28 protein-coding genes are annotated in these 26,843 nt (G+C 72.2%); 15 read left to right on the plus strand and 13 right to left on the minus strand.

Annotated elements, in window-relative coordinates; all coding sequences use genetic code 11:
- Window positions 1–13: 13 nt before the first annotated feature.
- Window positions 14–307: a YiaA/YiaB family inner membrane protein gene (locus tag IRX98_RS12870; RefSeq protein ID WP_224277328.1), complete on the plus strand. Its 294-nt coding sequence runs from the start codon at window positions 14–16 to the stop codon at window positions 305–307.
- Between the two features lie 60 nt (window positions 308–367).
- On the opposite strand, the gene IRX98_RS12875 is transcribed toward IRX98_RS12870, so the two are convergent.
- Together IRX98_RS12875 and IRX98_RS12880 are read right to left on the minus strand one after the other, a co-directional pair.
- Window positions 368–1,588, minus strand: coding sequence for an acyl-CoA dehydrogenase family protein (locus IRX98_RS12875; protein ID WP_224277329.1), 1,221 nt, complete (start codon window positions 1,586–1,588; stop codon window positions 368–370).
- The gene (locus IRX98_RS12880; RefSeq protein WP_224277330.1) at window positions 1,588–2,949 is read right to left on the minus strand and encodes an acyl-CoA dehydrogenase family protein; all 1,362 of its coding nucleotides are present in this window, start codon (window positions 2,947–2,949) and stop codon (window positions 1,588–1,590) included. The genes IRX98_RS12875 and IRX98_RS12880 overlap by 1 nt, the downstream gene beginning before the upstream one ends.
- An 89-nt stretch (window positions 2,950–3,038) precedes the next feature.
- Here IRX98_RS12880 and def point away from each other — a divergent pair, with 89 nt between their 5' ends.
- Together def and IRX98_RS12890 are read left to right on the plus strand one after the other, a co-directional pair.
- Entirely contained in the window at window positions 3,039–3,647 is a 609-nt protein-coding gene (gene def / locus IRX98_RS12885; RefSeq protein ID WP_224277331.1) for a peptide deformylase, read from the plus strand.
- The gene (locus IRX98_RS12890) at window positions 3,644–4,435 is read left to right on the plus strand and encodes a TrmH family RNA methyltransferase (RefSeq protein WP_224277333.1); all 792 of its coding nucleotides are present in this window, start codon (window positions 3,644–3,646) and stop codon (window positions 4,433–4,435) included. Before def ends, IRX98_RS12890 begins: the two co-directional genes overlap by 4 nt.
- 13 nt (window positions 4,436–4,448) lie before the next feature.
- Here the strand turns inward: IRX98_RS12890 and IRX98_RS12895 are convergent, their stop codons facing one another.
- Together IRX98_RS12895 and cobA are read right to left on the minus strand one after the other, a co-directional pair.
- A complete protein-coding gene (locus IRX98_RS12895; protein WP_224277335.1) occupies window positions 4,449–5,252 on the minus strand; it encodes a TrmH family RNA methyltransferase in 804 nt (267 codons plus the stop codon).
- Window positions 5,245–6,483, minus strand: coding sequence for a uroporphyrinogen-III C-methyltransferase (gene cobA, locus IRX98_RS12900; protein WP_224277337.1), 1,239 nt, complete (start codon window positions 6,481–6,483; stop codon window positions 5,245–5,247). The genes IRX98_RS12895 and cobA overlap by 8 nt, the downstream gene beginning before the upstream one ends.
- Before the next feature lie 49 nt (window positions 6,484–6,532).
- On the opposite strand from cobA, the gene IRX98_RS12905 reads away from it, so the two are divergent.
- From IRX98_RS12905 to IRX98_RS12925, 5 genes are all read left to right on the plus strand, one after another.
- Window positions 6,533–7,054 (plus strand): YbhB/YbcL family Raf kinase inhibitor-like protein, encoded by a 522-nt coding sequence (locus IRX98_RS12905; RefSeq protein WP_224277339.1) that lies wholly within the window; start codon window positions 6,533–6,535, stop codon window positions 7,052–7,054.
- A gap of 183 nt (window positions 7,055–7,237) precedes the next feature.
- The gene (locus IRX98_RS23485) at window positions 7,238–7,795 is read left to right on the plus strand and encodes a CAP domain-containing protein (RefSeq protein ID WP_224277341.1); all 558 of its coding nucleotides are present in this window, start codon (window positions 7,238–7,240) and stop codon (window positions 7,793–7,795) included.
- 106 nt (window positions 7,796–7,901) lie between these two features.
- A complete protein-coding gene (locus IRX98_RS12915; RefSeq protein WP_224277342.1) occupies window positions 7,902–8,699 on the plus strand; it encodes an ABC transporter permease in 798 nt (265 codons plus the stop codon).
- Complete coding sequence (locus tag IRX98_RS12920) at window positions 8,692–9,525, plus strand: ABC transporter permease (RefSeq protein WP_224277343.1); 834 nt, start codon at window positions 8,692–8,694, stop codon at window positions 9,523–9,525. Before IRX98_RS12915 ends, IRX98_RS12920 begins: the two co-directional genes overlap by 8 nt.
- A gap of 5 nt (window positions 9,526–9,530) precedes the next feature.
- Window positions 9,531–10,484, plus strand: coding sequence for an ABC transporter ATP-binding protein (locus tag IRX98_RS12925; protein ID WP_224277344.1), 954 nt, complete (start codon window positions 9,531–9,533; stop codon window positions 10,482–10,484).
- 12 nt (window positions 10,485–10,496) lie between these two features.
- Here IRX98_RS12925 and IRX98_RS23490 read toward each other — a convergent pair whose 3' ends face one another.
- Entirely contained in the window at window positions 10,497–11,648 is a 1,152-nt protein-coding gene (locus IRX98_RS23490) for a PP2C family protein-serine/threonine phosphatase (protein WP_224277345.1), read from the minus strand.
- A gap of 79 nt (window positions 11,649–11,727) precedes the next feature.
- Here IRX98_RS23490 and IRX98_RS12935 point away from each other — a divergent pair, with 79 nt between their 5' ends.
- On the plus strand, window positions 11,728–12,705 hold the full coding sequence (locus IRX98_RS12935) for an alpha/beta hydrolase (RefSeq protein WP_224277346.1): 978 nt from the start codon (window positions 11,728–11,730) through the stop codon (window positions 12,703–12,705).
- Window position 12,706: 1 nt separating this feature from the next.
- Here IRX98_RS12935 and IRX98_RS12940 read toward each other — a convergent pair whose 3' ends face one another.
- Genes IRX98_RS12940 through IRX98_RS12955 form a run of 4 tightly spaced genes read right to left on the minus strand, consistent with a single transcriptional unit; the run spans window position 12,707 to window position 15,938 of the window.
- Window positions 12,707–13,468: a sulfite exporter TauE/SafE family protein gene (locus tag IRX98_RS12940; protein WP_224277347.1), complete on the minus strand. Its 762-nt coding sequence runs from the start codon at window positions 13,466–13,468 to the stop codon at window positions 12,707–12,709.
- Window positions 13,465–14,610 (minus strand): SPFH domain-containing protein, encoded by a 1,146-nt coding sequence (locus IRX98_RS12945; protein ID WP_224277348.1) that lies wholly within the window; start codon window positions 14,608–14,610, stop codon window positions 13,465–13,467. Before IRX98_RS12945 ends, IRX98_RS12940 begins: the two co-directional genes overlap by 4 nt.
- A gap of 42 nt (window positions 14,611–14,652) precedes the next feature.
- Window positions 14,653–15,114, minus strand: a complete 462-nt coding sequence (locus tag IRX98_RS12950) for an NfeD family protein (protein ID WP_224277349.1) — start codon at window positions 15,112–15,114, stop codon at window positions 14,653–14,655.
- Window positions 15,115–15,131: 17 nt separating this feature from the next.
- Complete coding sequence (locus IRX98_RS12955) at window positions 15,132–15,938, minus strand: ABC transporter ATP-binding protein (protein ID WP_224277350.1); 807 nt, start codon at window positions 15,936–15,938, stop codon at window positions 15,132–15,134.
- A gap of 77 nt (window positions 15,939–16,015) precedes the next feature.
- Between IRX98_RS12955 and IRX98_RS12960 the strand changes: the two genes are divergently transcribed.
- Window positions 16,016–16,735 carry an Rv1486c family protein gene (locus IRX98_RS12960; protein ID WP_224277352.1) on the plus strand — a complete coding sequence of 240 codons (720 nt, stop codon included), beginning with the start codon at window positions 16,016–16,018 and terminating at the stop codon, window positions 16,733–16,735.
- An 88-nt stretch (window positions 16,736–16,823) separates the two neighbouring features.
- On the plus strand, window positions 16,824–18,047 hold the full coding sequence (serB, locus tag IRX98_RS12965; protein WP_224277354.1) for a phosphoserine phosphatase SerB: 1,224 nt from the start codon (window positions 16,824–16,826) through the stop codon (window positions 18,045–18,047).
- On the opposite strand, the gene IRX98_RS12970 is transcribed toward serB, so the two are convergent.
- Window positions 18,040–18,822 carry a putative protein N(5)-glutamine methyltransferase gene (locus IRX98_RS12970; protein WP_224277356.1) on the minus strand — a complete coding sequence of 261 codons (783 nt, stop codon included), beginning with the start codon at window positions 18,820–18,822 and terminating at the stop codon, window positions 18,040–18,042. The two genes, serB and IRX98_RS12970, sit on opposite strands and share 8 nt — an antisense overlap.
- On the minus strand, window positions 18,819–19,349 hold the full coding sequence (locus IRX98_RS12975; protein ID WP_224277358.1) for a SixA phosphatase family protein: 531 nt from the start codon (window positions 19,347–19,349) through the stop codon (window positions 18,819–18,821). Before IRX98_RS12975 ends, IRX98_RS12970 begins: the two co-directional genes overlap by 4 nt.
- A 33-nt stretch (window positions 19,350–19,382) precedes the next feature.
- Here IRX98_RS12975 and IRX98_RS12980 point away from each other — a divergent pair, with 33 nt between their 5' ends.
- Genes IRX98_RS12980 through IRX98_RS22670 form a run of 3 tightly spaced genes read left to right on the plus strand, consistent with a single transcriptional unit; the run spans window position 19,383 to window position 23,505 of the window.
- On the plus strand, window positions 19,383–20,366 hold the full coding sequence (locus tag IRX98_RS12980) for a cyanophycinase (protein ID WP_224277360.1): 984 nt from the start codon (window positions 19,383–19,385) through the stop codon (window positions 20,364–20,366).
- Window positions 20,366–23,143: a cyanophycin synthetase gene (gene cphA, locus IRX98_RS12985; protein WP_224277362.1), complete on the plus strand. Its 2,778-nt coding sequence runs from the start codon at window positions 20,366–20,368 to the stop codon at window positions 23,141–23,143. The genes IRX98_RS12980 and cphA overlap by 1 nt, the downstream gene beginning before the upstream one ends.
- A complete protein-coding gene (locus tag IRX98_RS22670) occupies window positions 23,140–23,505 on the plus strand; it encodes a cupin domain-containing protein (protein WP_224277364.1) in 366 nt (121 codons plus the stop codon). Before cphA ends, IRX98_RS22670 begins: the two co-directional genes overlap by 4 nt.
- A 158-nt stretch (window positions 23,506–23,663) precedes the next feature.
- Here IRX98_RS22670 and IRX98_RS12995 read toward each other — a convergent pair whose 3' ends face one another.
- Entirely contained in the window at window positions 23,664–25,499 is a 1,836-nt protein-coding gene (locus tag IRX98_RS12995; RefSeq protein ID WP_224277366.1) for a Mur ligase family protein, read from the minus strand.
- A 20-nt stretch (window positions 25,500–25,519) separates the two neighbouring features.
- On the opposite strand from IRX98_RS12995, the gene IRX98_RS13000 reads away from it, so the two are divergent.
- On the plus strand, window positions 25,520–25,993 hold the full coding sequence (locus tag IRX98_RS13000; protein ID WP_224277368.1) for a hypothetical protein: 474 nt from the start codon (window positions 25,520–25,522) through the stop codon (window positions 25,991–25,993).
- Window positions 25,994–26,059: 66 nt separating this feature from the next.
- Here the strand turns inward: IRX98_RS13000 and fabI are convergent, their stop codons facing one another.
- Window positions 26,060–26,830, minus strand: coding sequence for an enoyl-ACP reductase FabI (gene fabI / locus IRX98_RS13005; protein WP_207081619.1), 771 nt, complete (start codon window positions 26,828–26,830; stop codon window positions 26,060–26,062).
- Window positions 26,831–26,843 lie beyond the last annotated feature (13 nt).

The following is a 26,843-nucleotide window of genomic DNA, read 5'->3' on the forward strand; positions in this document are numbered from 1 at the left end:
CGAGACTCCTGCCATGACCTCCAAGACCGACTCCACCGCCAAGAACACCACTGCCTTCGCCGCCCAGGCCGCGATCTCCTTCGGCGCCTCGCTCTTCGCGATGCTGGTCGCCGTCTACTTCATGCCGGCCGACCCGTGGATCAAGGGCTTCCTCGCCCTCGGCACCCTCTACCTCACGACGTCGGCCTTCACCCTCGCCAAGGTGATCCGCGACCAGCAGGAGGACCAGAAGGTCTTCCACCGCATCGACCAGGCCCGCGTCGACAAGCTGCTCGCCGAGCACGACCCCTTCCGCGCCGTCTCCTGACCTCGCCGACCGGGCACTTCCTCGCGCTACGCACCACTGACCGGGCGGCGTACGTGCGCCCTACTTCAGCTCCGAGCTCGTCAGCCCGAGGATCCGGCGGGCGACGATCAGCTGCTGGATCTGCTGGGTGCCCTCGAAGATGTCGAGGATCTTCGAGTCACGCGCCCACTTCTCCAGCAGCTCGCCCTCGCTGTAGCCGAGCGTCCCGCACAGCTGCACGCACGAGAGCGTGACGTCAGAGCCCACGCGTCCGGCCTTCGCCTTGGCCATCGAGGCCTCGAGCGAGTTGGGCAGCCGGTTGTCGGCCATCCACGCCGCCTGCATCATCAGCAGCTGGGCACCCTCCCAGTCCGCCTCGAGGCGCAGGAAGGTCGCTGCTGCCGCGCTCTGCGACTGGGCCGGTCGGTCGTAGTCGATGACGACGCCCGCCTGCTCGAGCAGGTCGCGGGTGAGGTCGAGCGAGGCGCGGGCGCACCCGACGGCCATCGCGGCGACGAGCGGCCGCGTGTTGTCGAAGGTCGCCATCGCACCGGCGAAGCCGGACTTGGTGTCGATCTCGGGCGAGCCGAGCAGGTCCTCGGCCGGCACCCGGCAGTCGGTGAAGGTGATCGCCGCGGTGTCGGAGGCACGGATGCCGAGCTTGTGCTCGAGCCGCTCGACCTTGAGGCCGGGGTTGTCCTTGCGGACCAGGAAGGACTTGATGGCCGCGCGGCCGAGCTCCTTGTCGAGGGTGGCCCACACGACGACGCTGTCGGCGCGGTCGCCGGAGGTGACGTAGATCTTCTCGCCGTTGATGACGTACTCGTCGCCGTCCTTCACCGCGGTCGTGGTGATGTTGGCGGAGTCCGAACCGGTGCCGGGCTCGGTGATCGCCATCGCGGCCCACGTGCCCTTGTAGCGCTCGAGCTGCTCGTCGTTGGCCACCGACGCGATGGCCGAGTTGCCGAGGCCCTGACGGGGCATCGACAGCAGGAGGGCCGTGTCGCCCCAGCACATCTCGGCGACGGACAGCACCGACGCGAGGTTCGCGCCGTTGCGCACCGTGGCCCTGTCCGCACCCGACGGCTTGTCGTCGCGGCGTACGCCGCCCGCGCCGGCACCGCCGGTCGCGCCGGTCTCGGACACGCCGTCGATCAGGGCCGCGAGCATGTCGAGCTCGTGGGGGTAGTCGTGCTCGGCGCGGTCGTACTTGCGCGAGATCGGGCGGAGCATGTTCATCGCGAGCTGGTGCGCCTGATCGATCAGGCCGGCCTGCTTCTTGGGGGTCTCCAGGTTGATCATCAGACCAGCACCGCACCTTCCATCACGCCGACGGCCCGCAGGTCGCGGTACCACCGCTCCACCGGGTGTTCCTTGACGAAGCCGTGCCCGCCGAGCAGCTGGACGCCGTCGAGGCCGATCCGCATGCCCTTCTCGGTGCACAGCTGCCGGGCCAGCGCGACCTCGCGGGCGAAGTCCTGGCCTCGGGTGGCACGCGAGGCGGCCTTCCACGTCAGCAGCCGCATCGCCTGCACCTCGATCGCGATGTCGGCCACCATGAAGGCGACCGACTGCCGGTGGCTGATCGGCTCGCCGAACGCCTCGCGACCGTTGACGTAGTCCTTGACGTAGTCGAGCACCGCCTGCCCGGTCCCGACCGCGAGGGCGCACCACGCCAGGCGGGAGAGGCGTACGCACTCGCGATAGGCGGTGCCGTCGGTGTCGCCGAGCAGGGCATCCGCCCCGACCCGTACGCCGCTGAGGTGCAGGCGGGCCAGGCCCGCGGCGCGCACACCCATCGACGGGTCGGCCTCGACCTCGAGGCCGACGGCCCCCGACTCGACGATGAAGAGCGCCGGAGTGCCCTCGAGCTGGGCGGCGACGACGAAGAGCTCGGCGTCGGCGCCGCGGACGACCGCGGACTTCACACCGTCGAGGACGAAGCCGTCGCCCTCGCGCCGGGCGGTCGTGGCGAGCGAGAACGGGTCGAACAGGACCGTGGGCTCGGCGATCGTGAGGGCGGCGACAGGGACGTCGTCACCGGTGAAGGCGGGGAGGTAGGTCTGCTGCTGGGCCTCGGTGCCCCAGAGGCCGATCGCCGTCGCCACCGCACCGGGTGCGAGCGTCGCGACGGCCAGGCCCATGTCGCCCTTGGCGAGCGCCTCGGCGACGAGCGTGCCGGCCATCGCGGAGCGCTCCTCCATGATGCCGCCGAGGGCGTCGGGCACGCCAAGGCCGGGCAGCCCGATCTCCTGGGCCGCGGCCAGCACCTCCGTCGGCGCGGTGCACGCCTCGTCGGCGGCGGACGCGGCAGGACGGAGCAGCTCGGTCGCGAGCTCGTCGACGACCGCCACGAGCATCGCCTCGTCCTCGGTCGGGGTGAGGTCGAAGACCCCGCTCGACCCGGCGCTGGCCGGACGCGCGCCGGGGGCGCTGCGTCCGGCACGGGCGAACGTGCGACCGGCGGCAGTGGCGACGCGGAAGCCGTTGCGGGTGGTGGAGTAGACGGCCTGCTCGGCCTGCTTGCGCAGGCCGACGCGGTCGATGAGCTCGCTCTGCGCCAGCCGGTTGACGGCGGCGACGGCGAAGCCGATGGGGTCGCGGGTCTCGCGCGAGGACACCCCGTGGCGGCCTCCCGGCCGCAGGCGGAACAGTGGGCTCATGCGTCCAATGTAACTCTGAGTTACATCTTTGACCAGAGCACGTCCGGCGTGGTGCGGGTCACCTGCCGGTCCTCGCTAGGATCCTCGTCATGCCCGAGGACCAGCCGACCGACGCAGACCTCGACCTCCGGGCGCCCCACGGCCCCCTTCCCGACGGTGGGTCGGTGCGCCCGATCACCCGCTGGGGCACCCCCGTCATGCACCGGCCGCAGGCCGCGGTGACGGCGTACGACGAGGCGCTGCGCACGCTCGCGGCCGACATGGTCGCCACGATGTACGCCGCCGAGGGCGTGGGCCTGGCGGCCTGCCAGGTCGGCGAGGACGTGGCGATGTTCGTCTTCGACTGCCCCGACGACACCGGCACCCGCACCGTCGGTGTCGTGTGCAACCCGGTGCTGACGCTGCCGGAGGGCCGCGACCGTCGCCTCGAGGACGACGAGGAGGGCTGCCTGTCGTTCCCCGGCTCCTTCGAGTCGTGCCCGCGACCCGACTGGGCGCGCGTGGACGGGACCGGCCTCGACGGCGAGCCGGTGACCTTCGAGGGCGACGGACTCCTGGCCCGCTGCCTCCAGCACGAGACCGACCACACCCTCGGCACCGTCTTCGGCGACCGGCTCTCGGCGAAGTCGCGCAAGCGGCTGACCAAGAAGCACGACGCCGCAGCCGAGGACTTCCCCCTCACCTGGCCCGCCGGATGAGCGACCTGCGCATCACCCGTGAGAACGCGCGCTTCCAGCAGTGGGAGGCGCTGCTGACCAACCGCTCCAAGCGCCACCGCAACCGCGAGTTCCTGGTGCAGGGCGTACGCCCCATCACGCGTGCCGTCGACGAGGGCTGGACCGTGCGGGCGCTCCTGCGCGCGGACGGCGCCTCCTCGGCCTGGTCGGACGCGCTGTGGTCCACCACCGACGGCGAGCGCGTCGACCTCTCCCCCGACCTGCACGCCCGCCTCAGCGGCAAGGACGGCTCCGAGCTGGTCGCCGTCGTGGAGATGCCCGACGACGGCGTCGCGCGCCTCGCCGACTCCTCACGCCCGCACGGACCGATCGTGGTCTTCGACCGGCCGACCAGCCCCGGCAACATCGGTACCCTGGCCCGCTCCGCGGACGCCTTCGGCGCGTCCGCGCTCGTCGTCACGGGGCACGCCGCCGACCCCTACGACCCGCAGTCGGTGCGCGCCAGCACAGGGTCGCTCTTCGCCCTGACGGTCCTGCGCGTCCCCGGCCCCGGACCGGTCGTCGAGCACGCCCAGGCCCGCGGCTACCGGATCGTCGGCACCGACGAGGAGGGCAGCCCGCTCGCGGAGGTCGACCTCTCGGGCCGGGTGGTCGTCGTGGTCGGCAACGAGACCCACGGCATCTCCTCGGGATGGCGTACGGCCTGCGACGACGTCGTGAGCATCGCGATGACTGGCACCGCGTCGTCGCTCAACGCGGCCGTCGCCGGGTCGATCGTGCTGCACGAAGCACTGCGCCAGCGCGGCTGAGCGACGGCACCGGTCAGCGGCGCGCCGCGGCGTAGCAGGCGACCGCGCTCGCCGCAGCGACGTTGAGCGAGTCGATGCCGGCCCGCATCGGGATGATGGCCCGCCTCTCGGCGGAGGCCTCCCAGCGCGACGACAGGCCGTGGCCCTCCGAGCCGAGCACCAGCGCCAGCCGGTCGACACCGGCGACCGCGTCCTCGATCGGCACCGAGTCGGCCGACAGGGTCAGCGCCACGGTGGTGAAGCCGCGAGCCGACAGGTCCGGCAGCGCGTCGTACCAGTCGGGCAGCCGGGTCCACGGCGTGGTGAACACCGCACCCATGCCGACCTTGATCGAGCGACGGTAGAGCGGGTCGGCGCAGCGCGGCGCCAGCAGCACGGCGTCGAAGCCGAGGGCGGCGCCCGAGCGGAAGACGGCACCGACGTTGGTGTGGTCGACGAGGTCCTCGAGGACCAGCACCGACCTCGCGTCCGCCAGCACGGTGTCGAGCGTGGGCAGCGGCCGACGCTGCAGCGAGGCGAGCGCGCCACGGTGGACGTGGAAGCCCGTCACCTGCTCGATCAGCCGCTCGGGCATGACGTAGCAGGGACCGGCACTCCGCGAGATGACGTCCTCGAGGCCCTCGAGCCAGCGCGGCGCCATCAGGAACGAGCGGGCGTCGTAGCCGGCCTCGACCGCGCGGCGCACGACCTTCTCGCCCTCGGCGAGGAAGAGCCCGTGCTCGGCCTCGAGGCTCTTGCGCAGCTCGACGTCGCGCAGGTCGCGGTAGTCGGCGAGGCGGGGGTCGTCGGGGTCGGTGATCTCGACGGTCTCAGGCACGTCCGTAGTGTGCCGGACGGGCCACCGCCACCACCTCGCCGATCACGATGATCGCGGGCGGGACCACCTCGTGGGCGGCGAGGTCGTCGGCCAGCGAGGCCAGCGTGCTGAGCACGGTGCGCTCGGTGGGCATGGTGCCGTCGACGATCACCGCGACCGGGGTGTCGCCCGCGCGTCCGCCCCGGAGCAGCTCCGCGGCGATGGCGGGAGCGTTGTCGACCGCCATCAGCAGCACGAGCGTCCCCCGCAGGCCGGCGACCGAGTCCCACGCGACGAGCGACTCGGGGTGGCCCGGCGGCAGGTGGCCGGAGATGACCGTGAACTCGTGCGCCACCCCGCGGTGCGTGACGGGGATGCCCACGCGGGCCGGCACCGCGATGGCGGAGGTGAGGCCGGGGACGACGGTCACCGGGACGCCTGCGGCCGCGCAGGCCTGGATCTCCTCGTAGCCGCGACCGAAGACGAAGTTGTCGCCGCCCTTGAAGCGCACCACGCGCTTGCCCGCCAGCGCCCGGTCGACGATGACCTGGTTGATCTGCTCCTGGGAGGCCGACCGGCCGCGCGGCAGCTTGGCGACGTCGATCAGCTCGACGTGCGACCCGAGGCCGTCGAGCAGCTCGCGCGGCGCGAGACGGTCGGCGACCACCACGTCGGCCGAGGCCAGGGCGTGGTGCGCGGCGACCGTGGCGAGCTCCGGCTCGCCGGGACCGCCGCCCACGAGCACCACACCGGGGGTGCGGTCGTGGGCGTCGGTGGCGCTCAGCTGACCGTCGCGCAGCGCGGTGACGATGTCGTCGCGCAGCGCCGCGGACTTCTTCGGCTCCCGGTTGCCCAGCACGCCGACCGTCACGCTGCCGTGGTGACCCACGGCCGGGGTCCACGCCGACCCCCCGAGCGCGTCGTCGGCGCGCACGCAGAAGGTGTGGCGCTGCTCGGCCGCGGTGGCCACGCGCGCGTTCACCTCCGGGTCGTCGGTGGCGGCGACGACGTACCACGCGCCGTCGAGGTCGGACTCGGTGAACTCGCGCAGCACCAGGGTCAGCTCTCCGCCCAGGCCCTCGATCGCGGGGGTCACCTCCGGGCTCACCACCACCACGTCCGCGCCAGTGGCCAGGAACGTGGGGACGCGGCGCTGGGCGACGTGCCCGCCACCGACCACGACCACCCGGCGTCCGGCCAGGACGAGCCCGGCCAGGTAGGGATGGGTCTCCGAGGAACCGTTGTCGAGCATGCTGCATTGTCTCTGGTCGGCGCCTTGGCCCCGTGGCTAGGTTCGAGGAATGAGCATCGAGCGACCTGTCAGCCCGAACCCGTACGACTACCTGCCGGCGACCGCGTCCTTCACGGTCACCAGCGACGACGTCACCGATGGTGCGCCGCTCAAGGACGACCAGGTGGCCGCCCTCGGCAACACCTCGCCCCAGCTGAGCTGGTCGGGCGCGCCCGACGGCACGAAGTCCTTCGTGGTCACCTGCTTCGACCCCGACGCGCCGACGCCCAGCGGCTTCTGGCACTGGTGCCTGGTCGACGTTCCCGCCGACGTCACCTCCCTCGACACCGGTGCCGCGGCAGGCGACCTGCCCGGCAAGGCCTTCCACGTGCGCAACGACGGCGGCGAGGCCGGCTTCATGGGCGCGGCGCCGCCGCAGGGCGACCAGCCGCACCGCTACTTCTTCGTCGTGCACGCCGTCGGCGAGGAGTCGCTCGGCGTCGACGACAGTGCCTCCAACGCCGTCGTGTCCTTCAACCTCGCGTTCAAGACGCTGGGCCGCGCGATCATCCACGGCACCTACCAGCACTGATCCGCCTGCGCCGAGCCTCCGGGGCCCGGTGGTCCCGACCCCCTGCGGTCCAGACCACCGGGCCCCCTTTTCGTGTTCCTGTCATGCAGAAACGGTCAAACTGTTGTGATCCGTGGTGGGAAATCCCCTGAGATCTCCTCAAGATCCGACACCCCGACGCGGATCCCGCACTGGAGGACCGACGTGCGCCACCCCCGACCTCGCTCGCGACGGTCGCTGGCGCGCGCCGCCACTGCCGCGGTGCTGGGCGCAGCTGTCCTGACCGGGCCCTCCGGCGCCGTCGCTGCGACGTCGCGCTGGGAGCCCACCGCACGGACGTGGTCGGTGCCCACCGTGCTCCTCGAGGACGCGACGTCCAGCCGCGACCGCGACCGGCTCGAGGACGCGCTGATGGTGCGGATCAACGACGCGCGTGCGGCGCTCGGCCTGCGCAAGATCTGGAACTTCGACGTCTGCACCGACGAGCTGGCCGAGCAGTGGGGCACCCGCATCGCCCGCACCGGTGTCTTCGCCCACCGCGACCAGGGCGAGGTGATCCGCCGCTGCCGCCACGCGTGGGCCGGGGAGACACTGGTGCGCGGGACCGCCCTGACCCCCGACGAGATGGTGCGGCTGTGGCTCGACTCCCCCGACCACCGCGCGATCCTGCTCAACCCGGACGCCCGCCGGGCCGGCGTGGCGATCACCGAGGACGCGTACGGCCGGGTGGTCGGCGTGGTCAACCTCGTGCGGCACCGCTGACGCGAGGGCCGGCGCACATCCGCGTGCGCCGTACCCCTCAGGTGTGAGACGATCCCCGGCCCCCTCGTGGGTGGGCCGGGGATCGTTTCGTGTGAGGGGAGAGCGGATGCTGCACGTCGCCGTGGCGTCACGCGCCTTCCGCCGCTACTCCACCTACCGCGCGGCCACCGTCGCCGGGGTCTTCACCAACTCCGTCTTCGGCGTCATCTACTCCTTCGCCTACCTCGCGCTGTGGAAGGCCAACCCCGACGCGGGCGGCTACGACGCCGTCGACGCCGTCACCTTCGTCTGGCTCGGCCAGGCGCTGCTGATGACCGTCGCGCTGTGGGGCGGGGGCGCCACCGACGACCTCGCCGAGCGGATCCGCACCGGTGACGTGGCCATCGACCTCTACCGCCCCGTCGACCTCGTCGGGTGGTACCTCGCGAGCGACCTCGGCCGTGCGGCGTACCACTTCCTCACGCGCGGACTCGCCCCGACGGTGATCGGGCTCCTCCTCTTCGACATCGCCCTGCCCGACTCCCCCGCCGCCGCGCTGGGGTTCGCGCTCAGCATCCCGCTGGCGGTGGTGGTCAGCTTCGCCATCCGCTTCCTCGTGGCCTCGACGGCCTTCTGGCTGCTCGACGCCAGCGGTCCGCGCATCCTCACCGGCGCCCTCGCGATCTTCTTCAGCGGCATGTCGCTCCCGCTCGTCCTCTTCCCCGGCTGGCTCGGCGGCCTCGCCGAGGCGCTCCCCTTCTCGGCGATGATCCAGGTCCCCAACGACATCTGGCTGGGCCGCCACACCGGGCTCGACCTCGTCGGCGCGCTGGCCTTCCAGGCCGGCTGGGCGCTCGCGCTCCTCCTTGCCTGCCGCTTCGTGCTCGCGCTCGCGACCCGCAAGCTGGTGGTGCAGGGTGGCTGAGACCTCGACGACCTCGGTGACCGCGCGCCTGTGGCACCCGGTCGCGCGCTACGGCGACATGGTGCGGCTGTGGGTCCGCGCCGAGCTGTCCTACCCCGCGTCCTTCGCGATGCTCGTCGTGGGCAGCATGCTGATCAACGCCCTCGACTTCGCCGGCATCGCGATCATGTTCTCCAGCATCGACTCGCTCGGCGGCTTCGGGCTGCGCGAGATCGCCCTGCTCTACGGCGCGACGGGGGTCGGCATCGGCATCGCCGACACCCTGATCGGCAGCGTCGAGCGCATCGGCGAGTTCATCCGCACCGGCCGCCTCGACCAGATGCTCACCAAGCCGGTGCCGCTCCTCGTCCAGGTCTGCTCCGACCGCTTCACGCTGCGGCGGCTCGGGCGCATCACCCAGGCGAGCGTCGTGATGGCCTGGGCGCTGCCGATCGTGGACTGGACCCCGTCGCGCGTGCTCGTGGCGCTGCTGATGGTGGTCAGCTCGAGCGCGCTCTTCTTCGGCCTGTTCGTCCTTTTCAGCTGCGTCCAGTTCTGGACCAGCGACGCCAGCGAGTTCGCCAACGCCTTCACCTACGGCGGCAACACGCTGACGCAGTACCCCCTGACGGTCTTCCCCCGCGAGCTGGCGATCGCGCTGACCGTCGTGCTGCCCATCGCCTTCGTCAACTGGTACCCCTGCCTCTACCTCCTCGGGCGACCCGACCCGTTCGGCTTCCCCGAGTGGCTGCAGTTCTGCTCACCGCTCGCCGCCGCGCTGGTCGTGGCCGCCGCCCTCCTCGTCTGGCGCACCGGTGTGCGCCGCTACACCTCCACCGGGAGCTGAGCCCCATGCCACTGATCGACGTCTCCGGCCTCGAGCGCACCTTCGTCGTACGCCGTCGCGCGGGCTTCATGCGCCGCACGCGCTCCGAGGTGCGCGCGGTCCACGACCTGACCTTCTCGGTGGAGACCGGCGAGATGGTCGGCTACATCGGTCCCAACGGTGCGGGGAAGTCCACGACGATCAAGATGCTGACCGGCATCCTGGTCCCGACCGCGGGCTCGCTGCGGGTGGCCGGGCTCGACCCGAGCCGGCAGCGCACGGAGCTCGCCCAGCGCATCGGCGTGGTCTTCGGGCAGCGCACCACCCTGTGGTGGGACCTGCCGCTGCGCGACTCCTTCGAGCTGCTGCGCAAGATCTACCGCATCCCCGACGCGCGCTACCGCGAGAACCTCGACCGCTTCGTCGAGCTGCTCGACCTCGGCGACCAGCTCGACACCCCGGTGCGCCAGCTCAGCCTGGGCCAGCGGATGCGCGGCGACATCACCGCAGCGCTGCTGCACGACCCCGAGATCCTCTACCTCGACGAGCCGACCATCGGGCTCGACGTGGTGAGCAAGGGCCGGCTGCGCGAGTTCCTCCGCGCCCTCAACGCCGAGCGCAGCACCACGCTGCTGCTCACCACGCACGACCTCCAGGACATCGAGGCGCTGTGCGACCGGGTGATCGTGATCGACCACGGCACGTCGGTGTACGACGGCTCGCTCGCCGGCCTGCACGCGCAGGGCGGGTCGAGCCGCACCCTGGTCGTCGACCTGGTCGACGAGGGCCCGCCCATCGACGTACCGGGAGCGCGGGTGAAGAAGGTCGAGGGCCCGCGTCAGTGGCTGTCGTTCCCGACCGAGGCGAGCGCTGCCCCGGTCGTGGCGGCGGTGGCGGCGTCGTACGACGTGGCGGACCTCTCGATCCAGGAGCCCGACATCGAGGACGTCATCCGCGACCTCTACTCCCGCGGCGCCTGAGGCGCCGGCGGCTCAGCCGCCGAGGGCGCGGCTGCGCTCGGAGTCGCGCTCCGGCGAGGTCAGTGGCTGGCGCTCGAGCACGAGCATCGCGCGGTCGTCGTCACCTCGCGGGACCTTCTTCAGGACCCGCTGCGGCATGCCGGTGAAGCCGCGGGCGTCGACGGCCTGGAGCGCGACCTGGCGCAGCCAGTCGATGCCGTCGTCGATGTCGCGACCTGATGTCTCGATGACGCCGTCGGTGTAGAACATCAGCGCCTCGCCGGGGCGCAGGCGCCCATGGCTGGGGGTGAAGTCGGCCTCCTCGATCACGCCCAGGGCCATCCCGCGGGCGTTGTCGACCGACCAGCCGCGCTGCCCCAGGTGCCAGTGCAGCGCCGGCGGGTGGCCGGCGCTGGTGATCGTGTAGTCGCCGGTGACCAGGCCGACCTTGATGTGCACGGCCGTGGCCAGCGACTCGTCGGACTCCTGGCGCAGCAGGAAGTTGTTGGCCGCCGCCATGAGCTCGGCCGGCGGCAGCGCGCCGATCAGACCGCCCAGGGCGCCGGCGAACTGCAACGCCTGCGGGCCCACCGACGTGCCCTTGCCGCACACATCGACCAGCGCCATCTCGAGCCACCTGCCCTCGCGCAGGTCCGCGACGAGGAAGTCGCCGGCGTAGCTCGGGCCGTTGGCGGTGATCGTCGCCGACTGCGAGCGCCACCCCTCCGGCAGCGGCGGCACCACGCCCTGGCGCTGCAGGCGGTCGCGCAGCTGGGTCAGCACGGCCTCGCTCAGCGCCATCGGCAGGCCCGAGCGCTGCCGGCTGGACTGGTAGAGCGCGAGCACGACCGCCACCGCGAAGATCAGCAGCGCCGACGCTCGGCTCGCGGTCGCGAAGCTGGTCTCGACCGAGGTCCACACCGAGACACCGAGCAGGACGGCGACCAGCACCACGAGCGGCAGGAAGCGGAGCAGCATGGTGCCGAGCATGAGGAAGAGGAACCAGAGCGACACCGGCATGAGGAGGTGGGTCAGCGAACCGAGCGCGACCGCCAGGGCCACGAGGGTCAGCAGCACGAGCAGCAGGAACGCCTGGCTGCCGCGGGAGCCGGTGCGCCAGCCCTCGACCCGCTGGCGGACGTAGGCGCCGCACGCGCGCATCACCGCTCCGACCGTTCCCGACACGTCCGAAGGGTAGGGCTCACCCGAGGCCTCCCGCGGTCGAACCCCGAAATCCGTCGCCCCCTCTCGATAGGCTCCGCCCATGCCCCTGGAACCGCTGCAGGCCGACGTCCTCGGGCCGGACTACCGGGTCGAGACGTTCTCCCTCCCGCCCGACGACGAGGGCCCCGTCGTCGCCACCCTCGTCACGCTCGAGCCGGAGCGCCCCAACGGCCGCGCGGTGCTCCACGTCCACGGCTTCGCCGACTACTTCTTCCACGACGAGTACGCCCGCTGGTGGGCCGATCGGGGCTACACCTTCTACGCCCTCGACCTGCGCAAGTACGGCCGGTCCCTGCGTGAGCACCAGACGCCCCACTACGTCAGCGACCTGGCGGAGTACTTCGGCGAGATCGACCTGGCCTGGTGGCGCATCACCCAGCGCGACGGGTTCACCGACGTCATCGCCTCCGGTCACTCCACCGGCGGGTTGACGCTGCCGTTGTGGGTCCACGAGCGGCGCCCCGCCGAGCTGCGGGCGCTGGTGCTGAACTCGCCGTGGTTCGACATGCAGGGAGCCGCCTGGCTGCGCAGCCCTGCGACGCGGGTGGCGCTCGAGCGGCTCGGGACGCGGCGACCCATGCAGCCCATCCCGCGCAAGGTCAACGACGTCTACGGCCGGACCCTGCACCGTGAGCACGGCGGCGAGTGGGACTACGACCTCGACTGGAAGCCGCTGCAGTCGCGCCCGGTCTACATCGGCTGGCTGCGGGCGGTCCGCCGCGGCCACGCGCAGCTGCACGCCGGCCTCGACGTCACCTGCCCCACCCTGGTGCTCTCCTCGGCCCGCTCCTGGTTCGGCGAGCAGACCGACGAGACCGCCACGACCCACGACATCGTGCTCGACGTGCAGCAGATCAGGAAGTGGGCCTCGTCGGTCGGTCGCCACGTCACCTCGGTGGCAGTGAAGGGCGCCATCCACGACATCGTGCTCTCGCGTCCCGAGGTCAGGGCGACGGCGTACGCCGCCCTCGACACGTGGTTGCGCGCCTGGGTGGAGCCGGCCTCGGCGGTCGAGTGACTCACACGAGCAGGGCCACCAGCGCGGTGAGGCCGACGACGGCGATCACGGCGCGCAGCAGTGGCGGCGGGAGGCGCCGGCCGACCGTCGCACCGAGCTGTCCGCCGACGACCGAGCCGAGGGCGATGAGGCCGGCGACCTCCCAGTCCACGTCGGCGACGGCGATGAAGACCAGCGCCGCGACGGCGTTGACGATGAGGGCAAGCACGTTCTTGGTGGCGGTGTGGCGCTGCATGGAGTCGGCGACGCCGATGCCGAGCACGGCCATCAGCAGCACGCCCTGGGCGGCGCCGAAGTAGCCGCCGTACACGCCCGTCGCGGCGACCGCCGGCCACACCCACCAGACACCGTGGTCCGGGATGCCGCCGCGCGCCTCGGCCCGGGCGGCCACGGCCCGCTGGACGCGCGGGCCGACGACGACCAGCACGACGCCGAGCAGGATCAGCACCGGCACGATCGCGTCGAACGCCGCCGACGGCAGCCACAGCAGCAGCAGGGCGCCGAGGATCCCGCCGAGCAGCGACGCCGAGCCGAGGCGCAGCACGCGCGAGCGCTGGCCGGCGAGCTCGCGTCGGTAGCCGAAGACCCCGGACATGCTTCCCGGCACGAGGCCGACGGTGTTGCTCACGTTGGCGGTCACCGGGGGCACGCCGAACGCCAGCAGGGTCGGGAACGTGATCAACGTTCCCGACCCCACCACGGTGTTGATGGTGCCGGCCGCCACTCCTGCGAGGGTGACCAGCACTGCCTCGAGCAGGCTCACGCCGGCGGGGGCTCCTGACCCGCGTCGGGCGTGGTGGCCGCGGTGTCAGCCGGCGGCGGCTCCACCGGAGCCGATCCACGGGAGACCTTGCTCGCCGACTCGGCGGCCGCGATCGCGTCCTGCACGGCCTTGTTGGTCGCAGAGACCTCGGCGTCCGGGCGCTGCGTCGACGGCAGCTGCGCCTCGGACGGGCCCATGTCGACCCGGGTGCGCGGCGTCGCGTCCTTGGGGATGCCCGCGATCTCGTGGATCGAGGACCCGAGGCCCTCCATCGCCTTGGTGATCTCCGAGGGGATGACCCAGACCTTGTTGGCACTGCCCTCGGCGATCTTCGGCATCATCTGGAGGTACTGGTAGGCCAGCAGGGACTGGTCGGGCTGGCCGTCGTGGATCGCCTGGAAGACGGTCTGGATGGCCTGGCCCTCACCCTGTGCACGCAGGATCGAGGCCTCGCGGTCGGCCTGCGCGCGCAGGATCTGCGACTCGCGGTCACCCTCGGCGTTGAGGATCTGCGACTGCTTGGAGCCCTCGGCCGTGAGGATCGCGGCCTGGCGCTGGCCCTCGGCGGTGAGGATCACTGCGCGCTTCTCGCGGTCGGCGCGCATCTGCTTCTCCATCGAGTCCTTGATGGAGGGCGGCGGGTCGATGCCCTTGAGCTCGACGCGATTGACGCGGATGCCCCACTTGCCGGTCGCCTCGTCGAGGACGCCGCGCAGGCCGGAGTTGATCGAGTCACGGCTGGTCAGCGTCTCCTCGAGGTCCATGCCACCGACGATGTTGCGCAGCGTGGTCATGGTGAGCTGCTCGATCGCCTGGATGTAGTTGGCGATCTCGTAGGTCGCAGCGACCGGGTCGGTGACCTGGAAGTAGATGACGGTGTCGATCGACACGACGAGGTTGTCCTCGGTGATCACCGGCTGCGGCGGGAAGCTCACGACCTGCTCGCGCAGGTCGATGAGGTAACGCAGCTTGTCGATGAACGGCACCAGGATGTTGAGGCCCGCAGGGAGCGTGGCCTTGTACTTGCCGAAGCGCTCGACGACGGCGGCGCGTGCCTGGGGCACGATCTTCACCGTCTTCGAGAGCATCACGACCACGAAGACGATGACGAGCAGGAACAGGACCAGCAGGGCTGTGGGCATTCGGTTCTCCCCCGGGTTGGTTCGGCTGGGTGTGGCGTCCGCTCAGGACTCGAGCGTGGCCACGGGGTGGACGTAGGCCGTCGCACCCTTGATCTGCAGGATCTCGACCGTCTCACCGGGCGCGATCCGCAGGTTGTCGTCGTACGGGAGGGCGGTCCACGTCTCGCCGCCGGCCTTGATGCGGCCCGCGTTGAGCCCGGTGATCTCCTCGGTGACCAGGCACCGCGTGCCGACCAGCTTGCCGTGGCCCAGCGAGAGCTCCGGGCCGCCGTGCAGTCGCTTGACGAAGGCGGGGCGCACGAGCGCCAGGGCGGCGACGGACGCGGCGAGCGCCAGCAGGATCTGCGCGACCACGGGCAGCCCGATGAGGGCCGCCACCATCCCGATCACGGCACCGGCCGCGAGCATGGCGAGGATCAGGTCGAGGCTGAACATCTCGGCGACGCCGAGCGCGATCGACAGCGCCAGCCAGGTCTCCCAGAGGTGGTCGCGGATCCAGTCCATGTCCCGACCCTATCCAGTCAGTGATCGAGGATGCGCTGCGGCGGACGGCGCCGCGCGGCGAACCGATCGTCGGCCCGGCTCAGCAGCAGCGGCATGCCGAAGGTCTCCGACAGCGTCTCGGCCGTGACCACGTCCTCCACCGGTCCGGCGTCGACCACACGGCCCTGCCGCAGGAGCAGGGCGTGGGTGAAGCCCGGCGGGATCTCCTCCACGTGGTGGGAGACCAGCACGGTCGCCGGCGAGTCCGGGTCGAGCGCGACGTCGGACAGGGTGGCGACGAGGTCCTCGCGGCCGCCGAGGTCGAGCCCGGCAGCCGGCTCGTCGAGCAGCAGCAGCTCGGGGTCGGTCATCAGCGCGCGGGCGATCTGCACCCGCTTGCGCTCGCCCTCGCTGAGCGTGCCGAAGGTGCGGTCGAGCAGGTGGGCGGCACCGACCTCGGCGAGGAGGTCGGCGGCACGGTCGTGGTCGAGGTCGGCGTAGTGCTCACGCCAGCGGCCGACCACGCCGTAGGAGGCGGACACGACGACGTCCCTGACCAGCTCGTCCCGGGGGATCCGGTCGGCGAGCGCTGCGCTGGTCAGGCCGATGCGCGGGCGCAGCTCGAAGACGTCGGTGGTGCCGAGCACCTCGTCGAGGATGCCGGCGACCCCGGAGGTCGGGTGCAGCTGGGCCGCGGCGACCTGGAGCAGGGTGGTCTTGCCGGCGCCGTTGGGACCGAGCACCACCCAGCGCTCGTCCTCCTCGACCTCCCAGCTCACCTCGTCGAGCAGCAGCGCGCTGCCACGGCGCACCGTGACTCCCGCGAACTCGATGACGGCGACCACGTCGTCACCCTATCCAGCAGCAGGCGCGCTGCAGGGCCGGACACGTCGGGTGTGCGCGCCCGAGTAGCCTCGCCCCGGTGTCGACCGCTTCCCCGGGCCACGTCCCGTCCCTGCCCCACTCCGCCACGCTGGCGTGGTGGCTCACGGCGTGGCTGCGCGGGCACGAGCAGACCGACCACGTCCTCGACGTGCTGGCCGAGGACACCCACCTCCTCGAGGGCGGCTCGGCGCTCGACCTGCTCGCCAGGACGCGCGCAGGCGGGGCGACGTACGCCGGACTGGCACTGCCCGTCGACGGTGACCCGCTCGGCCTGGGCGGGCCGCGGGACTTCAACGCCGCTGCGCTGGAGGCCGGGCAGGCAGTCGTCGCCGGGGGCCTCGGTCTCGTGCCCGTGGAGCAGGGCGAGACGGTGCAGTGGCAGGTCTTCGAGGCCGGTCCGCGCCAGCTGCCGGACGTGGGCGAGGCCGACCGCGGGCTGCGGGAGACGCTGGTCTCGACCGCCGGCGACCTCGCCGACCTCGACGTGGCGAAGTGGCGGCCCGAGGCTGCCGACGCACTGATGAACCTCCACCACCGCCCTGCGCTCGAGGCGCCGCTCGGCACCCCGCCACGGTGCGCGGATCTCGCCGCGCGCGGGCTGCAGGCGTGGGCGATCGTGGACCTCGCGCTCGACGACGACGGTGGCGCGCTGTCGTCCTACGAGGTGCAGCGCCGTGCCGGGCTGCTGCAGCCGTTGGGCCGGGCCGCGCGCCGTGCCGTCGTGGCTGCCTGCTCGCCCGAGGTGTGGCCGCACTAGCGACCACGCCCCGGCGCGCGTGACACGTCGGACCGATCGGCGGACTCCCCCGCGGTCCGGGCAGGTGCGCGACTAGCCTTCCCCCACCATGGAAGACGAGCCGAAGACCCTCCTGGTCACCCTCACGGGCAAGGACCGGCCCGGCGTCACCTCCGCGATGTTCGCCGCGCTGGCCGCGGCCGGTGTCGAGGTCGTCGACATCGAGCAGATCGTGCTGCGTCGCCGGCTGGTGCTCGGCATCCTCGTGACCGCCCCGCGGGACTGGAAGAAGCTCCGCGACGTCATCGTGCGCACCGCCGAGGAGCTCGACATGAGCGTCGAGGTCGAGCGGGGTGCCGGCGACAACCGCAGCCGCGCCGGCGACCGCTCGCACATCACCCTGATCGGCAACCCGCTGCGCGCCTCCGCGATGTCGGCCATCGCCGGCCGGATCGCCGACTCCGGTGCCAACATCGACAAGATCGAGCGGATGGCGCGCTATCCCGTCACCGCGATCGAGCTGCACGTCTCCGGCGCGCCCGCCGACCGGCTCCGCCCGCTGCTCGCCGCCGAGGCGGTCAAGCAGGGCATCGACCTCGCGGTGCAGCGCGACTCCCTGCACCGCCGCGGCATCCGGCTGATCGTGATGGACGTCGACTCCACCCTCATCCAGGGTGAGGTGATCGAGATGATCGCCGCGCACGCCGGCCAGGAGGCGGAGGTCGCCCGGGTCACCGAGGCGGCGATGCGTGGGGAGCTCGACTTCGAGCAGTCCCTGCGCGAGCGCGTCGCGCTGCTCGCGGGGGTGCCGGCCACCGCGCTCGACGAGGTCTACTCCTCCATCGTGCTCGCCCCCGGTGCCCGCACGATGGTGCGCACCCTGCGCCGGCTGGGCTACCGCTTCGCGATCGTCTCCGGCGGCTTCACCCAGATCACCGACCGGCTCGCCGAGGACCTCGGCATCCACTTCGCCCGGGCCAACGAGCTCGAGATCGTGGACGGCGTCCTGACCGGCCGGATCCTGGGCGACGTGGTCGACCGCGCCGGGAAGGCGATCGCGCTGCGCGAGTTCGCCGCCGAGGTCGGCGTACCGCTCGACGCGGTGATCGCCATCGGCGACGGCGCCAACGACCTCGACATGATCAACGCCGCCGGGCTCGGCATCGCCTACAACGCCAAGCCGATGGTGCGCGACGCCGCCGACACGGCCGTCAACGTGCCCTACCTCGACGCGATCCTCTACCTGCTCGGCATCTCGCGCGAGCAGATCGAGGAGGCCGACGCGGCCGTCGGCATCGTCACCCCGGCGCCCCCGCTGGAGGAGCTCAGCTGAGCGGTCGCTCCCCGACCGCCACGCAGCCGCCGACCTGGTCGTCGGTGACGACCTCCGCCACCAGCCCGGCACACGCCATCGCGTGACTCGTCAGGTCGGCCTGCGCGAGGCTGGTCTCGACGAGCAGGACCCCGCCCGGTGCCAGCCAGTCAGCGGCACCGGCTGCGAGCCGGCGGTGCAGGTCGGCACCGTCGGGTCCGCCGTCGAGCGCGACGACGGGCTCGTGGTCGCGCGCCTCGGGCGGCATCGTGGCGATCCGGTCGGACGGGACGTACGGCGCGTTGGCCGCGACCACGTCGATGCGACCGAGGAGGCGGTCCGGCAGCGCGTCGTAGAGGTCGCCGAGGTGCAGGTCCGCGGTGGGCGCGTTGGCACGCGCGCACGCCAGCGCGTCGGTGCTCACGTCGGCGGCGTGCACCTCCGCCCCGCGCCAGCCGAAGCAGGACGCGACCGGCGCGACCCCGCAGCACATCTCGACCACCACCGGGGAGAGCTCATCGGGTCGCCCCCGGTCCGCGACCTGCGTGAGCGTCAGGCGCGCCAGCAGCTGCGTACGCCGTCGCGGGACGAAGACGCCGGGCGCGACCACCAGCCGCCGACCCAGGAACTCGACCCACCCGAGCACGGTCTCGAGCGGCTCGCCCGCGACGCGCCGGGCGACCAGCGCCTCGAGCTCGTCGGGCGTCGCGGCCGACCGCTCGAGCGCCGCCGCCTCGTCCTCGGCCCAGACGCACCCGGCGGCGCGCAGGCGCGCCACCACGAGCGGGTCGGTCATCCGTGACCGGGGTGGAAGGCCTCGATGCGGCCGGAGCCCGGGCCGAGGTCGGCCCACGCGGCCTCGACGGTGAAGACCGCGAGGGCGGACGTGGGGAAGCCGCGGGTGACCAGGCCCGTGGTCGCCTCGACGTCACCCTCGCCGTCGTCGATCAGCTCGGCGATGGAGGCCATCGTCGGGTTGTGCCCGACGACGACGAGCGTCCCCACACCTGCGTCGGTCTCGCGGATGAGGTCGAAGGCGGAGTCGGAGCCGGCGGCGTAGAGCGCGGCGGAGAAGTCGGCCTCGAGGTCCCACCCTGCCGCGCCGGTGACGTGCTCCCAGGTCTCGCGGGTCCGCAGTGCGTCCGAGACGAGCGCGGCGTCGGGCGCGATCCCCCGCTCTCGCAGCCACCGACCGACCTGTTCTGCGTCGTCGCGTCCGCGGGCCGCGAGCCCGCGCTCGTGGTCCGACGGTGCCGTCGCGACCGCCTTTGCATGCCGCATCACCACCAGCCGTCGCATCTCGTCTCCCCTCGGCTGCTGCATCCGTCCACCCTTCCAGCCGCTAGCCTGCCTGTCATGCCCAACGGACCACTCATGATCATCGGTGGTGCCGAGGACAAGGTGCGCAAGCCGACCATCCTCAAGCACTTCGTCGCACTCAGCGGGGGTCCGGATGCGCGCATCGCCGTGATCCCGACCGCGTCGTCGCTCGGGCAGGAGGTGGTCGACGTCTACGACGCGCTCTTCATGAAGTTCGGCGCCGCGCGCGTCGACGCCGTACGCCCCGAGTCACGCGAGCAGGCGCACGACCCCGCGCTGGTCAAGGCCATCGACGACTCGACCGGCGTCTTCATGACCGGCGGCAACCAGCTGAAGCTGTCGTCGATCGTGTGCGGAACGCCGGTGGGCGACGCGATCCTGCGCGCCCACGAGCGCGGCGCCGTGGTCGCCGGCACCTCGGCCGGCGCCAGCATCCAGTCCTCGCACATGGTCGCCTTCGGGGTCGGCGGCGCCACGCCCAAGCAGCGGATGACGCAGGTCGCCGCGGGACTGGGGCTGGTGGACGCCGCCGTCATCGACCAGCACTTCGACCAGCGCAACCGCTACGGCCGGTTGCTGATGATCGTCGCGCAGAGCCCGCAGCTGCTGGGGATCGGCGTCGACGAGGACACCTGCGGGCTGGTCGAGGACGTCGACGGCGACCTCGTCATGCGGGTGATGGGCAAGGGTGCGGTCACCGTCTTCGACGGCGCCCGGATGGTGTCCAACGCCTACGAGGCGACCCGGTCCTCGCCGCTGCTCGCCAGCGGCGTGGTGTTCCACTCGCTGCCCGAGGGGGCGGTGTTCAACCTGACCACCCGCGAGCTGCTGCCGCAGGAGCAGGCCGTCGACCCCGAGGACGCCGACGAGCTCGCCGAGGCCGGGCGCGACCTGCGCCAGCTGGTGCGCGACATCGCCGCGGCCGACGCCACACCCGCCGCGATCAGGCGCCGCCTCAAGCTGAGGCGTACGCCCCGAGCCTCCGACACCACGCCCCCCACCCCCGAGGGAGACCACTGATGAGCGAGCGCCCCACTCCCGACCTGGAGATCGTCGAGACCCGCGTCTACCGCGGCGCCAACGTCTGGTCCTACGACAAGTCGATCCACCTCGTGGTGGACCTCGGCTCGCTCGAGCAGTTCCCCACCAACACGATCCCCGGCTTCTCCGACGACCTCGTCGCGATGCTGCCCGGGCTGCGCGAGCACTCCTGTTCCCGGGGGCGTCGCGGCGGGTTCCTCGAGCGGCTCAAGGAAGGGACCTGGCTCGGCCACGTCGCCGAGCACGTCGCCCTGGCGCTCCAGCAGCTGGTGGGCCACGACATCCGGCGCGGCAAGACCCGCCAGGTCAAGGGTCAGCCGGGGCACTACAACATCATCTACGGCTACATCGACGAGAACGTCGGGCTCACCGCCGGTCGCCTCGCCGTGCGCCTGGTCAACCACCTCGTCGAGGGCGACCCCGACTTCGACTGGGAGACCGAGCGCGACGACTTCATCCGGCGTGCCGAGCGCACCGCCTTCGGCCCGTCCACGCAGGCCATCGTCGACGAGGCGGTCTCCCGCGACATCCCGTGGATCCGGCTCAACCAGTACTCCCTCGTCCAGCTCGGCCAGGGCGTGCACGCCAAGCGCATCCGCGCCACGATGACCTCGGAGACCTCCTCGATCGCGGTCGACATCGCCTCCGACAAGGACCTCACGACCAAGCTGCTCGGCGCGGCCGGTCTCCCGGTCCCCAAGCAGGAGTCGGTGCGCTCGGTGGACGCCGCGGTGGCCGCCGCGCGCCGCATCGGCTTCCCCGTCGTGCTCAAGCCGCTCGACGGCAACCACGGCCGCGGTGTGTGCCTCGACCTGCAGGACGACGACGACGTACGCGCCGCCTTCCCGATCGCGGAGGGCCAGTCACGTCGCGGCACCGTCATCGTCGAGTCGTTCGTCACCGGCAAGGACTACCGCTGCCTGATCATCGACGGCCGGATGGTCGCGATCGCCGAGCGCGTGCCCGCCTCGGTGACCGGCGACGGCACCTCGACGGTCGAGCAGCTGGTCGACCTCACCAACGCCGACCCGCGCCGCGGCGTGGGGCACGAGAAGGTGCTGACCCGGATCAAGGTCGACGACGCTGCGATCGAGGTGCTGGCCGACCAGGGCCACAGGCTCGACTCGGTGCCCGCCGAGGGTGAGATGGTCAAGCTCGCGCTGACCGGCAACATGTCGACCGGCGGCATCTCGATCGACCGCACCTTCGAGGCCCACCCGGAGAACGTCGAGATCGCCGAGGAGGCGGCCCGCATGGTCGGGCTGGACATCGCGGGCATCGACTTCATCTGCCCCGACATCACCGAGCCGGTGCGCGAGACCGGCGGCGCGATCTGCGAGGTCAACGCCGCTCCCGGCTTCCGGATGCACACCCACCCGACCATCGGCGAGCCGCAGTTCATCGCCAAGCCGGTGGTCGACATGCTCTTCCCGCCCGGCGCGACGTCGCGGATCCCGATCGTGGCGGTGACCGGCACCAACGGCAAGACCACGACGAGCCGGATGATCGCCCACATCTTCAAGGGCCTCGGTCGCAAGGTCGGCATGACCTCGACCGACGGCGTCGTCATCGACGAGCGCCTGGTGATCCGTGCGGACGCCTCCGGACCGCGCTCGGCGCGGATGGTGCTGCAGAACCCCCGCGTGGACTTCGCCGTCTTCGAGGTGGCCCGCGGCGGCATCCTGCGCGAGGGCCTGGGCTACGAGCGCAACGACGTGGCCGTGGTCCTCAACGTCCAGCCCGACCACCTCGGCCTGCGCGGCATCGACACCGTCGAGCAGCTCGCCGACGTCAAGGCCGTCATCGTCGAGGCGGTGCCGCGCGACGGCCACGCCGTCCTCAACGCCGACGACCCGCTGGTGCGCGAGATGCGGCGCAAGTGCTCGGGGCAGGTCGTGTGGTTCTCCATGGAGGAGCCCGGCACCGAGGTGCGCGACATGATCGACGCCCACTGCCGCCGCGGCGGCAAGGCGATCGTGCTCAACCCGACCGAACGTGGCGAGATGATGGTCGTCCAGCACGGTCGGCGCGAGATGCAGCTGGCCTGGACCCACCTCCTCCCGGCCACCTTCAACGGCCGCGCGCGGATGAACGTCCAGAACGCGCTCGCCGCGGCTGCGGCTGCGTTCGCCGCCGGGGCGCCCCTGCACGACATCCGTCAGGGCCTGCGGACCTTCTCGACCAACTACTACCTCTCCCCCGGACGCCTCAACGAGGTGGACGTCAACGGCGTCAACGTCATCGTCGACTACTGCCACAACGCCCCCGGCATGAAGATGCTCGGCGACTTCGTGGACCGCGTCGGCGACTCGCTCGAGTCCTCGCACGACCTGGCCCGGCCGTCGCGGATCGGCATCATCGCCACCGCCGGCGACCGGCGCGACCAGGACATGCGCGAGCTCGGCCACATCGCCGCCCAGCACTTCGACGTCTGCATCGTCCGCGAGGACGTGGCCCTGCGCGGGCGCGAGCGCGGTGCCACCGCGGAGCTGGTGCTCGAGGGCGTACGCGCCGCGATGGACGAGGGCGCCCGCTGCAAGCAGGCCGAGCTCGTGGTCGAGGAGATCGAGGCCGTACGCCATGCCATGACGCGCGCCAACCGCGGTGATCTGGTCGTGGTGTGCGTGGACAAGCACGCCGAGGTGATGTCGGAGCTGGAGAACTGGTCCGACACCGCCCAGGCCGGCTCGGCGGCGAACCCCGACGCGCCCTCGGCCGACCCCGACTACACCCCACCCGCCGTGGACGCTGAGTGAGGATCCTCGACCTCGCGGAGCTGCCCCACCGCCCGATCGAGGCGCACGGCAGCCGCAGCTTCTCGGTGGGCGCCTTCGGCATCTGCGCCGACGCCCACCTGGTCGCCGTGTCGCTGGCGCCCGGCGGGACCATCGGGCGTCACCCTGCGGTCGGCCGCCAGCTGCTGGTCGTGCTGTCGGGCGAGGCCGAGGTCGCCGGCGCGGAGGGCGACGTACGCCACCTCGGCGCCGGCCAGGCCGCGGTGTGGGAGCCGGGCGAGGGGCACGAGACGCGGTCACCGCGCGGGATGACGGCGATGATCGTCGAGGGCGACCTCGACATCGGCGCCCCCGGCGAGCAGGTGGACCCCGGCGACGTCTGAGGCCGTCCCGCTGGGCGGTTCGTGAGGGGCATTCCAAGGGCACGCAAACCCCCTCACGCACCGCTCAACGGGAGTCGCGCGGCGACGCGCCGGCCAGCGGCGCGTGAGGAGCGTTCCGCAATCTGGAATCCCCCTTCACGCACCGCTCCGGAGTCGGGTCAGCCCTCGCCGGCCGCCCGCACCTTCGACGAGAGCGTCTCCGCGCTGTCCGGGGTGCCGCCGTGGGCGGCGATCCAGTCGTAGGCCTCCTGGCGCTCCGCGTGGCACATCAGGCCGACGACGTCGCCGGGCTCCGCGCGCTCGACGAGCGCGGCCAGGCACTCGACCTCGGTCCGGTAGGTGTCGATGTCGGTGACCCCGACCCGCGCGGCACCGGCACGCAGCAGGGCGTCGATCTCGTCCATCGTGCGTCCGCGGAGGTACCACTCCTTGTGGCCGATCGCGACCACGTCGCTGCCCTTGGCGCCGATCTCGCCGAGCGCATCGATCAGCTCGTCGGTGCGGTCGCCCACGGCGCCGAGGCCGAGCAGCAGGCGCGCACCGGGACGGCGTACGCCGCCCATGATCTCGAGCAGCGCCTCGAGGCCGGCCTCGTTGTGGGCGAGGTCCATCACGACGCTGACCTCCCCCGGCAGGGAGAAGAAGTTCATCCGGCCCGGGTTGTGCTCGGCGTCGGGCAGGAAGGACCGCAGCCCGGCGACCACGTCGGCGCGGTCGAGCCCGATCGCGAGGGCTGCGGAGGCTGCGGCGAGGGCGTTCTCGATGTTGAAGCGCGACAGCCCGGCCAGCGTCATCGGGACGTCCACGAGCTCGACGAGCGGGTCCGGGTCCGCGCCGGGCGTCAGGACGGTGATCCAGCCGTCGATCACCGTGGTCGCGCGACCGCCGCCGTGGCCGAGCACCTCGCGCACGGCGGGCGAGTCGGGGTCGCGGCTGAAGATCCACGGCTGGGCGCTGACCACGGCGCGCATCGCAAGCACGCGGGGGTCGTCGCCGTTGAGGACCGCCCAGCCGTCCTTGCGCGTGATCCGCGGGACCACGGACTTCACCTCGGCGAGCTGGTCGACGGTGTCGATGCCCTGGAGGCCGAGGTGGTCGGCGGTCACGTTGGTCACCACGGACACGTCGTTGCGGGTGACGCCGATGCCCTTGAGCAGGATGCCGCCGCGGGCGGTCTCGGTGACGGCGAGCTGGACGCCCTCGAGGCCGAGCGCGCGACTCGCACCGGAGGGGCCGGAGTAGTCGCCGGCCTCCACCAGCACGCCGTCGCGGTAGATGCCGTCGGTGTTGGACCACCCCGCGACGAGGCCGCTCGTGCGGGCGATGTGGGCGACCATCCGGCTGGTGGTCGTCTTGCCGTTGGTGCCGGTCACGGCCACGACCGGGATGGTCGGGGTGATCGTCGTCGGGCGGCTGCCCGGCTCCGCGGCTGCGACCTCCTCGGCAGCGGCGCTCACCGCTGCCTCGACGTCGGGGGTGGGCAGGGCGTCCAGCGCGTGCGCCACGGCCTCACCCAGCGCGCGCGCCCGGCCGCGGTGGCGCCACGGGAAGGCGACGACGAGGACGTCGGGGTCCGAGGTGGGGCGTACGCGCACCGCGAGGCGGCGGGTGCCGGCCTCGCTGGCGATGGCCCGCACCAATCGCTCGACCGCGCGCAGGGCGAAGCGCTGCCGGAAGCCCGAACCGGGCGCACCGGGGCGCGTGGTCCGCAGCCCGATGCGGCGCGCCAAGCGCAGCACTGCGTCGTCGCTGGCCTCGCTGATGGAGGACACGTCGAGCGTGAGCTTCACCGCGGCCCGAGGGAAGTAGAGGTTGGGGCCTTCGAGGATGCGCAGCTCGAGGAGTGACGTCACGCAGCGCACGCTATCCGAGCCCCGCCCGACGACCTGCGAGTACCCGATCTGGTGGATGTGCGGCCGGCGCGAGACGACGATGCTGGAGGACGCGTCGATCTGGGGGGCGGCGATGACACGGAGCACCTCGCTCCACGACATCGACGAAAGGACAGGCGACCATGAGGAAGTTCCTCGTCTCGGCGGCCACTGTGGTGGCCGCCCTCACCACGCTCTCCGTGACCCCCTCGGCCCAGGCGACCGAGATCGGCTACGAGGGTTGCACCCCCGGCTACTGGAAGAACCACACCGACAACTGGCAGGAGATGAAGTCCGAGCGCCTGTTCGGGGTCGTCTACACGTCGGCTCCCACGAGCGTCTCAGGCCTCACCTTCCTCCAGGCGCTGCAGGCCAGGGGCGGGGCGGGGGCGGACGGGGCCGCGCAGATCCTCGCGCGTGCCTCCGCGGCGGCGTACCTCAATGCGGCACACGAGGGACTCGGGTACCCGTGGCGCCGCCTCACGACCGGCAAGGACGACAGACCGGCCCTCGTCGCCACGGTGAACGCAGCGTTCGCGAGCGGAGACCGCGACACGATGCTGGCGCTCGCCGCGCGTCTCGACGCCGACAACAACCTCGGCTGCCCGCTCAGCTGACCCACGGATCAAAGGTGGCACCGGTCCCGCACGGCCGGTGCCATCTCCGACGACGCGCGTCCGGCCCTACAGCCCCATCGCGTGGAAGCCGCCGTCGACGTGCACGATCTCGCCCGTGGTGGCCGGGAAGAAGTCGCTGAGCAGCGCGCACACGGCCTGTGCGGTTGGGGCGTGGTCGGTCTCGTCCCAGCCGAGCGGGGCGCGGTCCTTCCACGCCGACTCCAGGTCCTCGAAGCCCGGGATCGCCTTGGCGGCGAGGGTCTTGAGGGGTCCGGCGGAGACGAGGTTGCAGCGGATGCCGTCGGGACCGAGGTCACGGGCGACGTAGCGGGAGGTGTTCTCCAGCGCGGCCTTCGCCACGCCCATCCAGTCGTACGCCGGCCACGCGGTGGTGGCGTCGAAGGTGAGGCCCACGATCGAGCCGCCGCGCGACATGAGCGGGCGCGTGGCGACCGCGAGCGACTTCAGCGAGTAGGCGGAGACCTGGACGGCCTGCGCCACGTCCTCCCACGGGCCGTCCATGAACTTGCCGCCCAGGAGGGTCTCGGGGTTGCCGTAGGCGATCGAGTGGACGACACCGTCGAGCCCGTCGACGTGCTCGCGGACCTGGTCGGCGAGGCCGGCGAGGTGGTCCTCGTCGGTGACGTCGAGCTCCAGCACGGGCGGCGTCTGCGGCAGCCGCTTGGCGATGCGCCGAGTGATGCCGAGGGCACGGCCGAAGTTGGAGATCAGCACCGTGGCGCCCTGCTCCTGCGCGATCTTCGCGGTCGCGAAGCCGATCGAGCTGTCCATCGTCACGCCGGCGACGAGGATGCGCTTGCCGTCGAGGATTCCCATGTGCGTGTGCCTT

Source organism: Nocardioides lacusdianchii, from assembly GCF_020102855.1.
GTDB classification, from domain to species: domain Bacteria; phylum Actinomycetota; class Actinomycetes; order Propionibacteriales; family Nocardioidaceae; genus Nocardioides; species Nocardioides lacusdianchii.